This is a genomic window from Mesorhizobium sp. P2_H9, assembly GCF_056403215.1.
Window position 1 is genome coordinate 65,157 of the sequence record NZ_JBFUFX010000003.1, and the last position, 16,067, is coordinate 81,223.

Annotated in this window: 13 protein-coding genes; 7 read left to right on the plus strand and 6 right to left on the minus strand. The window is 63.8% G+C overall.

Features of this window, described 5'->3' with window-relative positions; translation table 11 throughout:
• Position 1: 1 nt before the first annotated feature.
• Genes trpC through AC1DXN_RS06220 form a run of 3 tightly spaced genes read left to right on the plus strand, consistent with a single transcriptional unit; the run spans position 2 to position 2,504 of the window.
• Complete coding sequence (gene trpC, locus AC1DXN_RS06210) at positions 2-814, plus strand: indole-3-glycerol phosphate synthase TrpC (RefSeq protein ID WP_477269682.1); 813 nt, start codon at positions 2-4, stop codon at positions 812-814.
• A 2-nt stretch (positions 815-816) separates the two neighbouring features.
• Positions 817-1,299, plus strand: a complete 483-nt coding sequence (gene moaC / locus AC1DXN_RS06215; protein WP_477269680.1) for a cyclic pyranopterin monophosphate synthase MoaC — start codon at positions 817-819, stop codon at positions 1,297-1,299.
• Positions 1,299-2,504, plus strand: a complete 1,206-nt coding sequence (locus AC1DXN_RS06220) for a molybdopterin molybdotransferase MoeA (protein ID WP_477269678.1) — start codon at positions 1,299-1,301, stop codon at positions 2,502-2,504. The genes moaC and AC1DXN_RS06220 overlap by 1 nt, the downstream gene beginning before the upstream one ends.
• Positions 2,505-2,510: 6 nt before the next feature.
• Here the strand turns inward: AC1DXN_RS06220 and AC1DXN_RS06225 are convergent, their stop codons facing one another.
• Complete coding sequence (locus tag AC1DXN_RS06225) at positions 2,511-3,341, minus strand: alpha/beta hydrolase (protein ID WP_477421504.1); 831 nt, start codon at positions 3,339-3,341, stop codon at positions 2,511-2,513.
• A gap of 179 nt (positions 3,342-3,520) precedes the next feature.
• On the opposite strand from AC1DXN_RS06225, the gene AC1DXN_RS06230 reads away from it, so the two are divergent.
• Positions 3,521-5,146 (plus strand): AMP-binding protein, encoded by a 1,626-nt coding sequence (locus tag AC1DXN_RS06230; protein WP_477269674.1) that lies wholly within the window; start codon positions 3,521-3,523, stop codon positions 5,144-5,146.
• Positions 5,147-5,164: 18 nt separating this feature from the next.
• On the opposite strand, the gene kynU is transcribed toward AC1DXN_RS06230, so the two are convergent.
• A complete protein-coding gene (gene kynU, locus AC1DXN_RS06235) occupies positions 5,165-6,412 on the minus strand; it encodes a kynureninase (protein WP_477269672.1) in 1,248 nt (415 codons plus the stop codon).
• A gap of 492 nt (positions 6,413-6,904) precedes the next feature.
• Here kynU and lexA point away from each other — a divergent pair, with 492 nt between their 5' ends.
• Positions 6,905-7,642, plus strand: coding sequence for a transcriptional repressor LexA (gene lexA / locus AC1DXN_RS06240; protein WP_258601763.1), 738 nt, complete (start codon positions 6,905-6,907; stop codon positions 7,640-7,642).
• Here lexA and AC1DXN_RS06245 read toward each other — a convergent pair.
• Positions 7,636-10,092: a ComEC/Rec2 family competence protein gene (locus tag AC1DXN_RS06245; RefSeq protein ID WP_477269670.1), complete on the minus strand. Its 2,457-nt coding sequence runs from the start codon at positions 10,090-10,092 to the stop codon at positions 7,636-7,638. The genes lexA and AC1DXN_RS06245 overlap by 7 nt on opposite strands.
• Positions 10,093-10,193: 101 nt before the next feature.
• Between AC1DXN_RS06245 and gltX the strand changes: the two genes are divergently transcribed.
• Positions 10,194-11,618, plus strand: a complete 1,425-nt coding sequence (gene gltX, locus AC1DXN_RS06250; RefSeq protein WP_477269668.1) for a glutamate--tRNA ligase — start codon at positions 10,194-10,196, stop codon at positions 11,616-11,618.
• 178 nt (positions 11,619-11,796) lie between these two features.
• Complete coding sequence (gene gltA, locus AC1DXN_RS06255; RefSeq protein ID WP_477269667.1) at positions 11,797-13,125, plus strand: citrate synthase; 1,329 nt, start codon at positions 11,797-11,799, stop codon at positions 13,123-13,125.
• Positions 13,126-13,169: 44 nt separating this feature from the next.
• Here gltA and lpxB read toward each other — a convergent pair whose 3' ends face one another.
• The 3 genes from lpxB to lpxA are packed head-to-tail and all read right to left on the minus strand — an operon-like array spanning position 13,170 to position 16,060.
• Entirely contained in the window at positions 13,170-14,351 is a 1,182-nt protein-coding gene (gene lpxB / locus AC1DXN_RS06260; RefSeq protein ID WP_477269665.1) for a lipid-A-disaccharide synthase, read from the minus strand.
• Positions 14,341-15,243 (minus strand): LpxI family protein, encoded by a 903-nt coding sequence (locus AC1DXN_RS06265; protein ID WP_477269663.1) that lies wholly within the window; start codon positions 15,241-15,243, stop codon positions 14,341-14,343. Before AC1DXN_RS06265 ends, lpxB begins: the two co-directional genes overlap by 11 nt.
• Positions 15,230-16,060, minus strand: coding sequence for an acyl-ACP--UDP-N-acetylglucosamine O-acyltransferase (gene lpxA / locus AC1DXN_RS06270; RefSeq protein ID WP_477247203.1), 831 nt, complete (start codon positions 16,058-16,060; stop codon positions 15,230-15,232). Before lpxA ends, AC1DXN_RS06265 begins: the two co-directional genes overlap by 14 nt.
• Between the last annotated feature and the right edge of the window lie 7 nt (positions 16,061-16,067).

A 16,067-nucleotide genomic window follows, 5' to 3' on the forward strand; every position in this document is an offset into this window, starting at 1 on the left:
GATGGCCGACATCCTGCGCAAGATCGAAGCCTACAAGCGCGACGAGATCGCGGCGGCCAAGCAGCGCGTGCCACTGGCCGAAATCAAGGCGCGAGCCAGGGACGCCGACGCACCGCGCGGCTTTCTCGCGGCGCTTGAAGCGGAGCACAGATCGGGCAGCTTCGCCCTGATCGCGGAAATCAAGAAGGCGAGCCCGTCCAAGGGCCTGATCCGCGCCGATTTCGACCCGCCGGCACTGGCGCGAGCCTATGAGAAAGGCGGCGCCGCCTGTCTTTCGGTGCTGACAGATGCCCCGTCCTTCCAGGGCGCGCCGGAATTTCTCACCAACGCGCGCAAGGCCGTGTCCTTGCCTGCTCTGCGCAAGGATTTCCTGTTCGATCCTTACCAGGTCTACGAAGCACGAGCCTGGGGCGCCGATGCCATCCTGATCATCATGGCCAGCGTCGATGATGCCCTGGCGAGCGAATTGGAAGCGACGGCATTCGAACTCGGCATGGATGCGCTGGTGGAAGTCCATGACGAAGCCGAGACGGAGCGCGCGCTGAAGCTGTCGTCGCGGCTGATCGGCATCAACAACCGCAATTTGCGTACATTCGAAACCAGTCTCGAAACGTCCGAGCGGCTGGCGGCGATGGTGCCGGCCGACCGGCTTCTGGTCAGCGAGAGCGGTATCTTCACCCATGACGATTGCCTCCGGATGCAAAAGACCGGCATCGCCACCTTCCTCGTCGGCGAAAGCCTGATGCGGCAGCAGGACGTGGCGGCTGCAACGCGCCTGTTGTTGACGGGCAAGGCGCCCGCCGAGGCCATCTGACGATGACAGCCGCCCTCACCCATCTTGGCGCGCAAGGCGAGGCCAATATGGTCGATGTTGGCGACAAGGAAGAGACGACGCGCACGGCGATCGCCGAAGGCTTTGTTTCGATGCAGCCTGAGACGCTGAAGATGATCCTGGCGGGCAATGCCAAGAAGGGCGATGTGCTCGGCACCGCGCGCATCGCCGGCATCATGGCGGCCAAGAAGACGCATGATCTGATCCCGCTCTGTCATCCGCTGCTGCTGACCAAGGTCTCCGTAGACATCGAGCCCGACGCAGCGCTGCCAGGCCTCAGGGTGACGGCGCTCGCGCGCGTCACCGGCAAGACCGGCGTCGAGATGGAAGCGCTGACCGCTGCCTCGGTCGCTTGCCTGACCATATACGACATGGCCAAGGCGGTCGACCGCGCCATGGTAATCTCAGGCATCAGGCTCGTTGAAAAGACCGGCGGCAAGTCGGGCGATTACAAGGCAGGTCAATAATGGCACTGGTGCCGGTTGCAGAGGCGCTGGAGCGCCTGCTGGAGGGCGCGCAGCCGACGGGCAGCGAAAGCGTCGCGCTGCTGGACGCGGCCGACCGGGTGCTGGCGGAGCCGGTCGTTGCACTGCGCACACAGCCGCCCTTCAACGCTTCCGCGATGGACGGCTATGCCGCGCGGGCGGTGGATGTCGGTTCGGTTCCGGCGCGGCTTTCGGTGATCGGCGTTGCGCCCGCCGGGCGCGGCTTTGACGGCATTGTCGGCCCGAAGCAAGCGGTTCGTGTCTTCACCGGCGCGCCTTTGCCTGAAGGCGCCGACACCATCGTCATCCAGGAAAATGTCCGGGTTCTCGGTGACGGCAGCATCGAGGTGACCGAACCGACGGCGGCGGAACGCAACATTCGCCGGCTAGGCCTCGATTTTTCCAAGGGCGACATTTTGCTGGAAAAAGGCCGCCTGCTCGATCCGGCGGCGTTGTCGCTGGCAGCATCGGCCAACCATCCAACGGTCAGCGTGGTCAAACGGCCGCTGGTCGCCATCATCGCCACCGGCGACGAGTTGCTGCCGCCGGGCAGCGCGCTCGGCCCCGACCAGATCATTTCGTCCAATGCGTATGGCGTTGCCGCCGCCGCCCAGTCGGTCGGCGCCCGCGCGCTCGACCTCGGCATTGCGGCCGACCGCAAGGACGCCATCGCGGCGCTGGTGAAAAAGGCTGTCGCGGCGGGCGCAGACGTCATAGTTACGCTGGGTGGCGCCTCGGTCGGCGACCATGACCTCGTCCATGACGTGCTGACCGGCGAAGGCATGACGCTGGATTTCTGGAAGATCGCCATGCGCCCCGGCAAGCCGCTGATGTTCGGTCGGCTCGGCGATATCAGGTGCATCGGCCTGCCCGGTAATCCGGTGGCGAGCCTGGTCTGCTCGCAGCTGTTCCTGAAGCCGCTGCTGGCGCGGCTCGGCGGCCGCAGCCATCGCCAGGATATACGCGACGCAAAACTTGGCGCCGCGATGCCGGCCAACGATCTCAGGCAGGACTATGTGCGGGCCGTCGTCAGGGAAGACGCAGGTGCGCTGGTGGCGACGCCGTTCGGCATCCAGGATTCCTCGATGCTGCGAATGCTGGCCGACGCCAACGGGCTGATCGTGCGCGAACCGTTTGCACCTGCCGCCGCTGTGGGCGCCACCTGCAGCGTGCTGATGCTGCGCTGAGCTTCTCTACTCCGCGATCAAGGTCCGGGTCAGTGGATGGTCTGGATCGGCCAAACCGTCGATGATGTTGAAATGATGCCGGTCAGGCTCGACCACCGAGCTGGTCGCGGCACCTAGGCCGGTCCAGATATTGGCCAGTAGCGCACTCTGGCGCAGGAACTCGGCGCGCTCGCCACCGCCGACCCAACAGGTCAGGCGGGCCTTGTCCATCGGCCGCAGCAGCGCCGGGCTTTCCGTCAGCGCCTCGGCCTCTTCGATCGCCAGCGTCTGGTTCATGCCGGTGCGCATGATCGGGCGCAGATCGTGCACACCCGAGATCGACACGACATGGCGAATGCGCTTGGCCACTTCGGGCGCCAGGGGTGTGGTTGCCGTCACCATCCGGCTGACGAGATGGCCACCGGCCGAATGCCCCGTCAGCATCAGCGGCCCGTCGATCATCGCCGCTGCCTTGCCGATCGCCGCGCCGATTTCCCTGACGATGCCGGCGATGCGTATGTCCGGACAAAGCGTGTAGGACGGCATCGCCACGACATAACCGTGAGTGATCGGCCCGGCGGCAAGATGCGACCAGAAACTCTTGTCGAACGCCTTCCAGTAGCCACCATGGACGAACACCACGAGCCCCTTTGGCTGAGTGTCCGGGAGGAAAAGATCGAGCCGGTTGCGTGGCTTGTCGCCGTAGACAATATCGAGCTGCGCCCTGCCCTCGGCTAAAAGCGCGTCGCGAAAGGYTTGCGCCGGCTCATCCCATGCCGCCGGCCAGCGATCGCTGCCGGCGATGTTGGCGCCGTTCGCATAGGCGTTGTCCCAATCGGCGATGTGATGTTCGAGCACCCGGCGCCCTCCCCCTGGCGATATGGCTTTGCAGCGTAGCAATGAGCATGGCCGGCGGTGCCGTCAATGCTTCGAGACAAAAACCTTTAGGCTTGAAACAATTTTCGGCAAGTGCGATGCTGGGCCTGTCCAGGCTACGGATGCCATGGTCGTAAAGCAGGTGGGGACACAGCCGCGAAATGCTTGGACCGACAGCCCATACCGACACGTTTACCCGCGACAATCTTCCGCCGCAGGACCAATGGCCAGACTTCCTGCTCGATGGCTTTGCCTATCCCGATTTTCTCAATGCCGGGGTCGAATTGACCGACAGGCTGGTCGAAAAAGGCCTGGGCGACCATACAGCGCTGATCGGCAATGGCCGCCGCCGCACCTACAAGGAACTGTCCGACTGGACGAACCGGCTGGCGCATGCGCTGGTCGAGAATTTTGGCGTCAGGCCGGGCAACCGGGTGCTAATCCGCTCGGCCAACAATCCGGCCATGGTCGCCTGCTGGCTGGCCGCCACCAAGGCAGGTGCGGTCGTCGTCAACACCATGCCGATGCTGCGCGCCGGCGAACTGGCCAAGATCGTCGACAAGGCGGAGATCACCCTGGCGCTGTGCGATGTCAGGCTTATGGGCGAGATGGCGGCTTGCGCCAGGGACAGTCAATTCCTAACGCAGGTTGTGGGTTTCGACGGCACCGCCAACCATGATGCCGAACTCGATCGCGCGGCGCTCGACAAGCCGGTCATTTTTGCGGCGGTGAAGACCGGTCGCGACGATGTGGCCCTGCTCGGCTTCACCTCCGGCACCACCGGCGTGCCCAAGGCGACGATGCATTTCCACCGCGACCTGCTGATCATCGCCGACGCCTATGCGCGCGAGATTCTCCAGGTGACGCCCGACGACATCTTTGTCGGCTCGCCGCCGCTGGCCTTTACCTTCGGCCTTGGCGGGCTCGCCATCTTCCCGCTGCGCTTCGGCGCCGCCGCGACCTTGCTGGAGCAGGCGACGCCGCCCAACATGGTCAACATCATCGAGACCTACAAGGCGACCATTTCGTTTACCGCGCCGACCGCCTATCGGGCCATGCTGAAAGCGATGGACGAAGGCGCCGACCTGTCGTCGCTGCGTGTGGCCGTTTCGGCCGGCGAGACATTGCCGGCGCCGGTTTTCGAGGAGTGGATGCAAAAGACCGGCAAGCCGATCCTCGATGGCATCGGCGCCACCGAAATGCTGCATATTTTTATCTCGAACCGTTTTGACGACATGAAGCCGGCTTCAACCGGCAAGCCGGTGGGTGGCTACGAGGCGCGCATCGTCGACGACGAAATGCGCGAAGTGCCGCGCGGCACGGCAGGCAGGCTGGCGGTGCGCGGTCCCACAGGCTGCCGCTACATGGCCGATGCCAGGCAGAAGGAGTATGTCCGCGACGGCTGGAACCTCACCGGCGACACCTTTCTGCAGGACGAAGACGGCTTCTTCCACTTCGCCGCCCGCTCCGACGACATGATCGTCAGCGCCGGCTACAACATTGCCGGGCCGGAGGTCGAGGCGGCGCTGCTTTCGCACCAGGACGTGGCGGAATGCGCGGTGATCGGCGCCGAGGACATCGAGCGCGGCCAGATCGTCGAAGCCCATGTCGTGCTGGTGCAAGGCGTCGCGGAAAACCAGGAAACCGTCAAACGCCTGCAGGACCACGTCAAGGCGACGATCGCGCCCTACAAATACCCGCGGTCGGTAAAATTCGTTGACGCGCTGCCCAAGACGCAGACCGGCAAGATACAGCGTTTCCGGCTACGCGCGCCGAAGACCGTTTGATGAGGCCGGCGCTTCCGATCAAGTGACAGCCGTCTTGACGGCAAAGCGCGCGTCCTTCCAGGCGCCGCTGCGCAGGATGTCTTCGAGCACCTCGACCGCCTGCCAGACATCGGCATAACCGACATAGAGCGGGGTGAAGCCGAAGCGCATGGTCGAGGGCGCGCGGAAATCGCCGATCACGCCACGCTCGATCAGCGCCCGCATGATCTGGTAGCCATGCTCGTGCGCGAACGAAATCTGGCTGCCGCGTTTATTGCCGTCGCGGGTGCTTTCCAGCGTCAGCCCGTAAGCGCCGCACTTGGCCTCGACGAGTTCGATGAACAGGTCGGCCAGCGCAATGCTCTTGCTTCGCACCGCCGTCATGTCGACATCGCTCCAGACGTCGAGCGCGCCCTTCAGCGTGCGCATCGACAGCACCGGTTGCGTGCCGCACAGAAAGCGGCGGATGCCAATGCCGGCGGCATAGCCCGGCTCGAAGGCGAAGGGCCTTGCATGGCCCCACCAGCCGGTGAGCGGCTGCTGGATGTCGGCCAGATGGCGCTCGGCCGCATAGATGAAGGCAGGGGCGCCCGGGCCGCCATTCAGGTATTTGTAGGTGCAGCCGACAGCGAAGTCGGCGTTTGCCTTGTCCAGTTCGACTGGCATCGCACCGGCGGTGTGGCAGAGATCCCAGACGATCAGCGCACCGGCATCCTGAGCCTTGCGCGTCAGCGCCGGCATGTCGCGCAGCTCGCCCGACTTGTAGTTGACGTGGTTGACCAGCACCACGGAGGTGCGTTCGTCGATCAGCTCTTCGATATCAGGCGCGTCGAAACCCGAAAGGCGCAGCTGAGTGTTCTTTCGCGTCGAGACCACGCCTTCGGCCATGTAGAGGTCGGTCGGAAAACTGTCACCCTCGGCGACGATGACCGGCCGCTCCGGCCGCATGGCCATCGCGGCGTGCAGCAGCTTGTAAATGTTGACCGAGGTCGTGTCACAGACCACCGTCTGGCCGGCGGCGGCGCCGATCAGGCGCCCAAGCTGGTCACCGAGCTCGAGCGGCATGTCGAACCAGCCGGCCGTGTTCCAGGCGCGGATCAGGTCATGCGCCCATTCCTCGGTCGCCGCCTTGCGCAACTCGTCGCAAGCGGCATGCGAGGCAGCCCCCAGCGAATTGCCGTCGAGATAGATCACTCCTTGCGGCAGCACAAAGCGGTCGCGCATGGCGCGCAGCGGATCCGCGGCATCCATCGCCTCGATGGCCGCCAGATCGGGAATTCCTGTCATGGTTTGTCTACTCCCCCAACATTCGACGCAACGCCGGAACGACGGCATCCATCGGTCACCAGCGCTTTTCCACCACCTGGCATCGCGCGGCAAGGTTCCACCGATGACAAGCTGTCCGACCAGGTGCTGAAAATCAGGAGCCAAACCTGCCCAAGGTTGGCGTTTTGACTTCGTTTCGTTCACGGTGCATTAACCAAATCGCCCCGTCGATATGGCTGCAATTGCGCGCCATCTTTGCCGACTGACGGCCGATTCCAATGCCGCCTTTTGGGAACCCAGAGGCGGCAAACGGAAGCAGAATCAAGGCGATGAGGCGCGAACCGGTGAAAGCGCGGCGGTGCCGTTGGCGCGGCGGTATCGTTTCCAGAGCCCTAACATATTCATTAAACTTTAAACGGTTGCGGAACACAACTGGAACAGATAGTGTTTGTTCTGGGTTTGTTTTTCTGATTCTGGTTCGAAATCTCTGGTTCGAAACCCTTGGGGGCCGCCATGCTGACGCGCAAGCAACATGAACTTCTGATGTTCATCCATGAGCGACTGAAGGAGAGCGGCATTCCGCCGTCGTTCGACGAGATGAAGGAAGCGCTGGACCTTGCCTCCAAGTCAGGCATTCACCGGCTGATCACGGCGCTGGAAGAACGCGGCTTCATTCGCCGGCTACCCAACCGTGCCCGCGCCCTGGAAGTGCTGCGGCTGCCGGACTCGATCGCGCCCGGCCTCAACGCAGCGCGCAAATTCTCGCCGAGCGTTATCCAGGGCAGTCTTGGACAAGGCGGCCTCGGGCGGCAAATCAAGCCGGCGCCTTCGCGCATGCCTTCGGCCGGCAATGACGACGATGTGGTCGCCGCCGTGTCGATCCCGGTGATGGGACGCATTGCCGCCGGTGTGCCGATCGACGCCATCCAGCACCAGACGCATTCGATCTCGGTGCCACCGGACATGATCATGGGCGGCGAACACTATGCACTGGAGGTGAAGGGCGATTCGATGATCGAGGCCGGCATTTTCGACGGCGACACGGTCATCATCCGCAACGCCGATACCGCCAGCCCGGGCGAGATCATCGTGGCGCTGGTCGATGACGAGGAAGCGACGCTGAAGCGGTTCCGCCGCAAGGGCGCCTCGATCGCGCTTGAGGCCGCCAATCCGGCCTATGAGACCCGCATTTTCGGCCCGGACCGGGTCAAGGTGCAAGGCAAGTTGGTCGGGCTGATCCGCCGTTACTGAGCCGGCTTGACGGCTGATTTTTCGGGCTTCTTGTAGGGCGGTAGCCCCCTCGCTTCGCGAGAGAATTTTCGTTGGACGTGCCAGGGGCGGTATGGCTTGTCGACGGCAAAGTCGATCTCTGCCGGCCTGGTCGCCGATTGCGGATCGAAGAAGATGGCTGCGCTGCCCGAACGGGCAAGTTGTCGTTTGTTGACGACAAGGACCAGCGGATCGCGGCAAGGGTCATAGGCGGTGGCGTCGTCGATGACAATCAGGGTCGCGAAAGAGCAGGCTTTCCACGCGTTCTTGCGGTCTTCGACATAGGCGACGATCGCGCCGGAGGGATGCCGTGCAAGGCACAGCCCGGCTTTGCAATAGAAGGGCGAGCCTGGCGGCAATTCGGTCGGGTCGGCAATATCGAATTGTTCGCTGCTGTTGTCGAACGTCTCGGGCTCGACGATGGTTTCGGACTTTAGGGCGCGCTTCCAGTTGTCGGTCGTGAATTCGTTCGAACGCGCCCGGTTGAGGGCCAGCTCACCGCCGCCAATCGGCAGCGCAACCAGATGGGCGTCCTCGGAAATCAGCACGTCGGGCGTGCGTGTGTCGGAAATCGTCAGCAGGCCTGCGAGTGCAAATGGCAGTGCTGCCAGCCGAAGCCATGTCGTCGCCATGGTGGCGATGATCAGCGCGATGGTCGTCAGAAACACCGATTTGAGCGAGATCAACCCGACCGCATCGATCGGCGAGCGCTCCGAAATCCATGCCGACAGGGCGATCATCGCCGTCAGCCCCTTGCCCATCAAATACAGTGGTATTCCATCGGCGCCAAACGGCATCGCAAGGGCGCTGATCACGGCCAAAAGCATGACGACGGAGACGATCGGCATGATGGCCAGATTGGCGAACAGGCTGAGCGGCGACACACGCTGGAAATGCCATATGGCGAACAGCGCGGTGGCGCTGCCGGCGATGATCGAGGTCATGGCCAGACCGCCTGTCGCCAGCAGGAATTTTCGACTGAGGAAGGCTGGCAGTGAGCGCCGAGGCGGTGGTGACGTTGCCTTGCCCTCGCGGTAGTCGGACCAACCGGCATAGGCGCCGACCAGCGCCGCGGTGGCGGCGAAGGACATCTGGAAACTCGGGCCGACGACTTCGTGTGGCGACACCAGGATGACGGCGATGGCTGAGATCGCCAGATTGCGCATGGTGAGTGCTGCCCGATCGAACAGCACGGCGATCAGCATCACCGCCAGCATGATGAAGCTGCGTTCGGCTGCAACCACGACGCCTGAAATGACGAGATAGGCAGCGATGGAAATGAGCGCCGCAGCCGCGGCATGTTTCTTGACCGGTCGGTGTGAGGAGAAATCCGGGAACAGGGCAAAGGCGCCGCGCAGCAGCGCCATGATGGTGCCGGCGACCAGCGCCATGTGCAGGCCGGAAATGGAGATGATGTGATAGATGCCGGTGCGCCGCATCGCCTCGTTGATCTCTTCCGGAATGCCGGCGCGCACGCCGACGATGAGTGCCGCTGCGATTTCGCCTTCGGCGCCGCCGACTTGGCCCCTGATACGGTCTGCAATGTTCTCGCGCGCGTTTTCGATCGCGGAAGAAAGCCGTGCGGCAAGCCGCGGGGGGTCCACCGAGGCAATGGTTTTTGGGTTGCCGAGAAAGAAGCCGCTGGCGCCGATGCCGGAGTAATAGCTGTCGAAGGAGAAGTCATAGCTGTCCGGCCGCACCGGGCCGGTTGGCGCCATCAGCCTGGCATAACCGGTGATCAGGGAACCGGCGGTCATATCGGCGGGAACCGTGCGCGCCGAGAGCCTGACACGCTCCGGCGCGTAGCGCAGCTTGGGATAAGCGGTCGAGACCACGTCTAGCGTCAGCCTGACGCGGCCGCTTTCCATCTCCTCAAGGCTGACGACGCGCGCGGTCAGCCGTGTTTGAATCTCGGAACCGAGCATTTGCGTTCCGGCGCGCCAGGTCTCCAGCTTGGCGGCGACCACGCCGAGCGCGAACAGCATCGCAGCCATGCAGCACAGATGCGTCCTCGGCCACGACCGCGAGACAATGGAACAGGATGCCATCAGCATCACGAAGGCGATGGGTTGCAGAAAGCCCGGCTCGTTGGCCAGCGAGAAGTAGATGATCACGCCGGCGGCGAGGAAAACCGGCACCAGCAGGAAGGCGACGCCGCGGTCGAGTTCCGTGCCGGCGGCCACCGCGATGCCGCGGCGGATTGCGGGCAATGACGAACGGCGAAGCCTGCCGTGGAAGCGCAACACCGGACCGGTCGCGGGAGCTGGTACCGGCGTGGGACCATCGAGCGAAGAAGGGGGGATGCCCAGGTCTGGCACCGGCAGCAAAACCGGCGTTTGCTCGACAAGCGGAACGTCGGCAAACAGCGACCGTTCGCTGACGCTTGTGGTCGCGCCATCGCTGTCGTCCACGCTGCGGCCTCGTCCAGCCATCGGGTCTGCCCCTTGCGCCCTAGACCTCCTATGCTACATGAACGCGCAACGCGCGAAAGTCCGCGAAACCACACCCGCTTCCTACGTTCCCCGAGAGTTCCATGTCCGACAAGGTCGTCACCCGTTTTGCCCCCTCGCCCACCGGCTACCTGCACATCGGTGGCGCGCGCACGGCGCTGTTCAACTGGCTCTATGCCAAGCACACCGACGGCACTATGGTGCTGCGCATCGAGGACACGGATCGCGAGCGCTTCAACGAGGCGGCTACCCAGGCCATTCTGGATGGGCTGACCTGGCTTGGGCTTTCCTGGGACGGCGAGGCCATATCGCAGTTCGAGCGTGCACCGCGCCACCGCGAGGTGGCCGAGGAGCTGGTGCGCCTGGGCAAGGCCTATTACAGCTATGAAACGCCAGCCGAGCTCGAGGCGATGCGCGAGGCGGCACGCGCCAAGGGCCTGCCGCCGCGCTACAATGGCCAGTGGCGCGACCGCGACCCCTCAGAGGCGCCTGCAGGCGTCAAGGGCGCCATCCGCATCAAGGCGCCGACCGAGGGCGAGACCGTCGTGCACGACCGCGTGCAGGGCGAGGTGCGCTTTCCCAACAAGGATCTCGACGATTTCATCATCCTGCGCTCGGACGGCAATCCGACCTATATGCATGCCGTCGTCGTCGACGATCACGACATGGGCGTCACCCACATCATTCGCGGTGACGATCATCTGACCAACGCCGCGCGCCAGACCGTCATCTACAACGCCATGGGCTGGGACGTGCCGTCAATGTCGCACATCCCGCTGATCCACGGCGCCGACGGCGCAAAACTGTCGAAGCGGCACGGTGCGCTCGGCGTCGAGGCCTATCGTGCCATGGGCTACCTGCCCGAGGCATTGCTCAACTATCTGGCCCGGCTCGGCTGGAGCCATGGCGACGACGAGATCATGTCGATCAAGGACATGGTTGCCTGGTTCGACATCGGCGACGTCAACAAGGGTGCAGCGCGTTTTGACTTCGCCAAGCTGGAGTCGATCAACGGCGCGCATATGCGCAAGATGGACGACAAGGCGCTGTTCGATATCTTCGTCGCCACTCTGCCCTATCTCGAAGGCGGGCCGGCGCTTGCCGCACGTCTCGACGACAAGCGCAAGGCGCAATTGATTGCCGCCCTGCCCGGCCTGAAAGAGCGTGCCAAGACGCTCGTGGAGCTGGTCGACGGCGCCGCTTTCCTGTTCGTCGAGCGGCCGTTGCCGATCGACGAGAAGGCAGCGCTGGTGCTGAATGCCGATGCACGCACGGTTCTGCGCGGCGCCCGCGCGGCGCTCCAGACTGTTTCGGGCGACTGGACGGCCGCCAATGCGGAAGCCGCGATCCGCGACTACGCGCTGGCCGGTGGCCACAAGCTCGGCGCCGTGGCCCAGCCGCTGCGGGCAGCCCTGACCGGCAAGACCACGTCGCCCGGCGTTTTCGACGTGCTTGCCGTGCTTGGCCGCGAGGAAAGCCTGGCCCGCATCGCCGATCAAATCGATTAGGAGAGATCTGGCCCAAGAAGATTGGCATTGAAAGGTACGTTTCGCAGTGCAACATTAGGTCTTGGTCCAATCTGGCACGGAAATCCCCTGCGGGCGCCAGCGCGCAGTCCGATGCCTTCGACGTGTTGCGTTGCAGATATTTGCCTTTGCCGGCATGACGAAACAAAAGGAGCTTGCAATGACCGAAGCTGCGACAAAACTGGAATTTGGCGGCAAACCGCACACGTCGACGGCAACGCTGGAACTCGGCGGCCAAACGCACGAGTTCAAGGTGCGAAGCGGCTCGGTCGGGCCTGACGTCATCGATATCGGCTCGCTGTACAGCACCACCGGTGCCTTCACCTATGATCCCGGCTTCACCTCGACCGCGAGCTGCGAGTCCGAAATCACCTTCATCGACGGCGATGCCGGCATCCTGTTGCATCGCGGCTATCCGATCGACCAGTTGGCCGAGCATGGCGACTTCCTCGAAGTCTGCTACCTCCTGCTTTACGGCGAACTGCCGACCAAGGCGCAGAAGGACGATTTCGATTACCGCGTGACGCGCCACACCATGGTGCATGAGCAGATGTCGCGCTTCTTCACCGGTTTCCGCCGCGACGCGCACCCGATGGCGGTGATGTGCGGCGTGGTCGGCGCGCTGTCGGCCTTCTATCACGACTCCACCGACATCTCCGACCCCTACCAGCGCATGGTCGCCTCGATGCGGCTGATCGCCAAAATGCCGACGATCGCGGCGATGGCCTACAAGTACCACATCGGCCAGCCCTTCATTTACCCGAAGAACGAGCTGAACTTCGCCGCCAACTTCCTGCATATGTGCTTTGCGGTGCCGTGCGAGGAATACAAGATCAACCCGGTGCTGGCGCGTGCGATGGAGCGTATCTTCATCCTGCATGCCGATCACGAGCAGAACGCCTCGACCTCGACCGTTCGTCTTGCCGGCTCGTCGGGCGCCAACCCGTTCGCCTGCATTGCCGCCGGCATCGCCTGCCTGTGGGGTCCCGCCCATGGCGGCGCCAACGAGGCAGCGCTGAACATGCTGGGCGAAATCGGTCATGTCGACCACATCCCGGAATTCATCGCCCGCGCCAAGGACAAGAACGATCCATTCCGGCTGATGGGCTTTGGCCACCGCGTCTACAAGAACTACGATCCGCGCGCCAAGATCATGCAGAAGACCGCGCATGAGGTCTTGGGCGAGCTCGGCATCAAGGACGATCCGCTGCTCGACATCGCCATGGAGCTGGAAAAGATCGCGCTGACCGATTCCTATTTCATCGAGAAGAAGCTCTATCCGAACGTCGACTTCTACTCGGGCATCACCTTGAAGGCACTGGGTTTCCCTACCACCATGTTCACCGTGCTGTTCGCGGTCGCCCGCACCGTCGGCTGGATCGCGCAGTGGAAGGAGATGATCGAGGATCCGCACCAGAAGATCGGCCGCCCGCGCCAGCTCTATACGGGCGCGCCGGAACGCGACTACGTGCCGATCGCGAAGCGCTGAGCAGGCCAAGACCGAACCGTCAAAAGCGCCCGCAAGGGCGCTTTCTATTTGTGGTGACCAGGTTTGATGTGGCGAAGCACGACATCGGCGGCGATGTCCCCGGACGGCCTGTCGGTCGTCATGCGCCGTGCGATCTCGGCGAAACCGTCCTTTTGCCAGGCACGCATGCCGGTCTCGGCAAACAGGGCCTCCAGCTGATGGGCCAAATTGTCCGGCCTGACATACTGGTCGTAGAATTCCGCGATCAGCGCGCGGTCGGCGATCAAATTGGGCAACAGCGCCGACCAGACGTTGATCACATGCTGCGCGATCAGGCGCGCAATGGGGTCGAGCTTGTAGCAGGACACCATCGGAACACCGGACAGTGCCAGCTCCAGGGACACCGTTCCCGAGGCGATCAGCGCCGCATCGGCCTTGCCGAAAGCCTGCCATTTGCGTTCTGGGTCGAGGATGATCTCCGGCGTCTCGTCCCAGCGAGCCACCGAGGCCCTGACCAGGTCAGCGACATGCGGCACGGTTGGCAACAGCAGGCGCAAGCGGTGCCCCCGCGCGCGCAGTGCCGACACTGTCTTGCCAAAGGGCTCGATCAACCGGCGCACTTCGCCGCGGCGCGAACCGGGCAGCACGAGCAGCGTCTTCACACGGTCATTGGACAGGTCGCGTGGCAGGCCTTGTGCCCTGGCAGCACCTGCCAGGCCCGCGTCATGGGTGAGGCGATGCCCGACATAGGTGCCGGGCGGGCCGCCAAGGCGGGAGAGAGCCTTCACCTCGAATGGCAGAATGCACAGGATGTGGTCAACATAGGGCTTCATCGCTACCGCCCTGCCCGGCCGCCACGCCCAGACGCTCGGGCAGACATAGTGGATGATCGGGATTGCCGGATCCGCGGCACGCACCTTTTTTGCCACCCGCAGCGAGAAATCCGGGCTGTCGATGGTGATGAGACAGTCGGGTTTTTCAGTCGCGATCGCCTTTGCCGTCTGGCCGATCCGCCGGATCAGCCGCGGCAGGTCGCGCAGGATGGCGCTAAATCCCATCAGCGCGATTTCACTGCCGTCGAACAGGGAGTTAAGCCCGTGCGCCTGCAAATGGCGGCCGCCGATGCCGACCAGCTGGATGTCGCGGCCGGTCGCGCGCCTGAGCCCCTGGACGATGTCGGCTCCAAGCAGGTCGCCGGATTCTTCGCCGGCAACGATGGCGATCTTCAGCGGCTTGTCAGTGGCCATGCGCCAGCTCCGCCGCAGGCAGACCGACGATGAACAGGCCGAGCGCATCGGCATTGGCGATTGTGGCTGGGCCTTCAAGGACAAGCGAACGCCCGGCCTCGATGGCGATGCCGGCAAGCCCGGCGGCATGCGCTGCGGCGACGGTCTGCGGGCCGATGGATGGCAAGTCGGCACGCAGTTCCTGACCGGGCTTGGCGCATTTGACCAGGACACCGCGCGTCTTGCCGGCGAGCCTGCCATGACCACGCAATTGCGCCGTCCGCTCAAGCAGCCCGTTGGTGCCCTCGATGCCTTCCAGGGCAATCACCCGGCCACCGATCGCGACCGCGGCCTGGCCAATGTCCAGCGCGCCGATGGCTTTTGCCGCCGCGCGGGCAGCCTCGATGTCGCGCCAGTCGGATTTTCGCGGCTCGGCCCTGGTCAGCGAGCCCTCGGCCGCGGCCAATTCAGGAACGACCTCGTGAGCGCCGACAAGCTTGATGCCTCGCGCTTGCAGACCTCGCGCCACAACCTTCAACAGGCCGTCGTCACCGCGGGCCAGTGCCCTGATTACCATGGGAATCACGGCGATCAGGCTGAGACTTAGGCGCAGATTGGTCAGCCTTGGCCGGCGCCTGATCTCTCCTGCCAGCACCAGATGTGTAATTCGGCGTCGCTTCAGCAACGGCACAAGGGAGCCGATGTCTTCCAGAGCAAGGGTTTCCTGCTCGTACCCGGCAAGGTCCGGCATACGGTCGACTTCGCCTTCCATCAGGATGACAACAGGCGGATACCCCCGCTCCGCCAGTCCGACTGCCACTTCGACCGGCAGGCTGCCGCCGCCGGCGATGATGCCGACCCTGGAGCCTGGCGCGAGATCTAGCGTCGTTCCGCTGACCTCAGTCTTCGTCATCGGTATCGCCGTCACCACCCTTGAGCGACGGGACGGCGTAGTGCCGCTTGCCGCGACTGGCGATGAAATCGATGATTTTCATTGCGGTCGGCGACGCGGCGAATTCCGCCTTGGCGAATTCGATGTTCTCGCCGACGGTGCGGGAGCGATCGAAGATCGTCCGGTAAGCCTTGCGCAGCACATGGATTTCCGAGCGCGGCAGGCCGGAGCGCTTCAGGCCGATGATGTTGAGGCCGCGCAGGCTGGCGCGATTACCGACGGCAATGGCAAAGGGGATGACGTCACCCACGACAGCCGAGCAGCCGCCGAGAAAGGCGTTGTCACCGATGCGGACAAACTGGTGCACGGCGGTAAGGCCGCCGATATAGACATTGTCGCCGACCTCGCAATGGCCGCCCAACGTCGCGCCATTGGCGAAGGTGGCGTTCTTGCCGACGACGCAATCATGCGCAATGTGGGCGTAGGCAAGGAAATTGCCGTTGTTGCCGACCGTCGTCTCGCCGCGACTGGAATCGGTGCCGAGATGCATGGTGACGCCTTCGCGGATCGTGCAGTTCTCGCCGATAATCAGGGTGGTTCGGCCGCCCTTGTGCTTGGTGTTCTGCGGCGGCCCGCCCAGTGTCGCCATCGGATAGACCTTGGTCGAGGCGCCGATGGTGGTTGCGCCCAGCACCGAGACGTGGCTGACCAGCTCAACGCGATCGCCAATCACGGCGTCGGCACTGATGTGACAGAAAGGCCCGATACGGGCGCCTTCGCCGATTTGAGCGCCTTCCTCGATGACCGACGAAGGATGGATTGATGTCTGGATTTTCATGAGCATT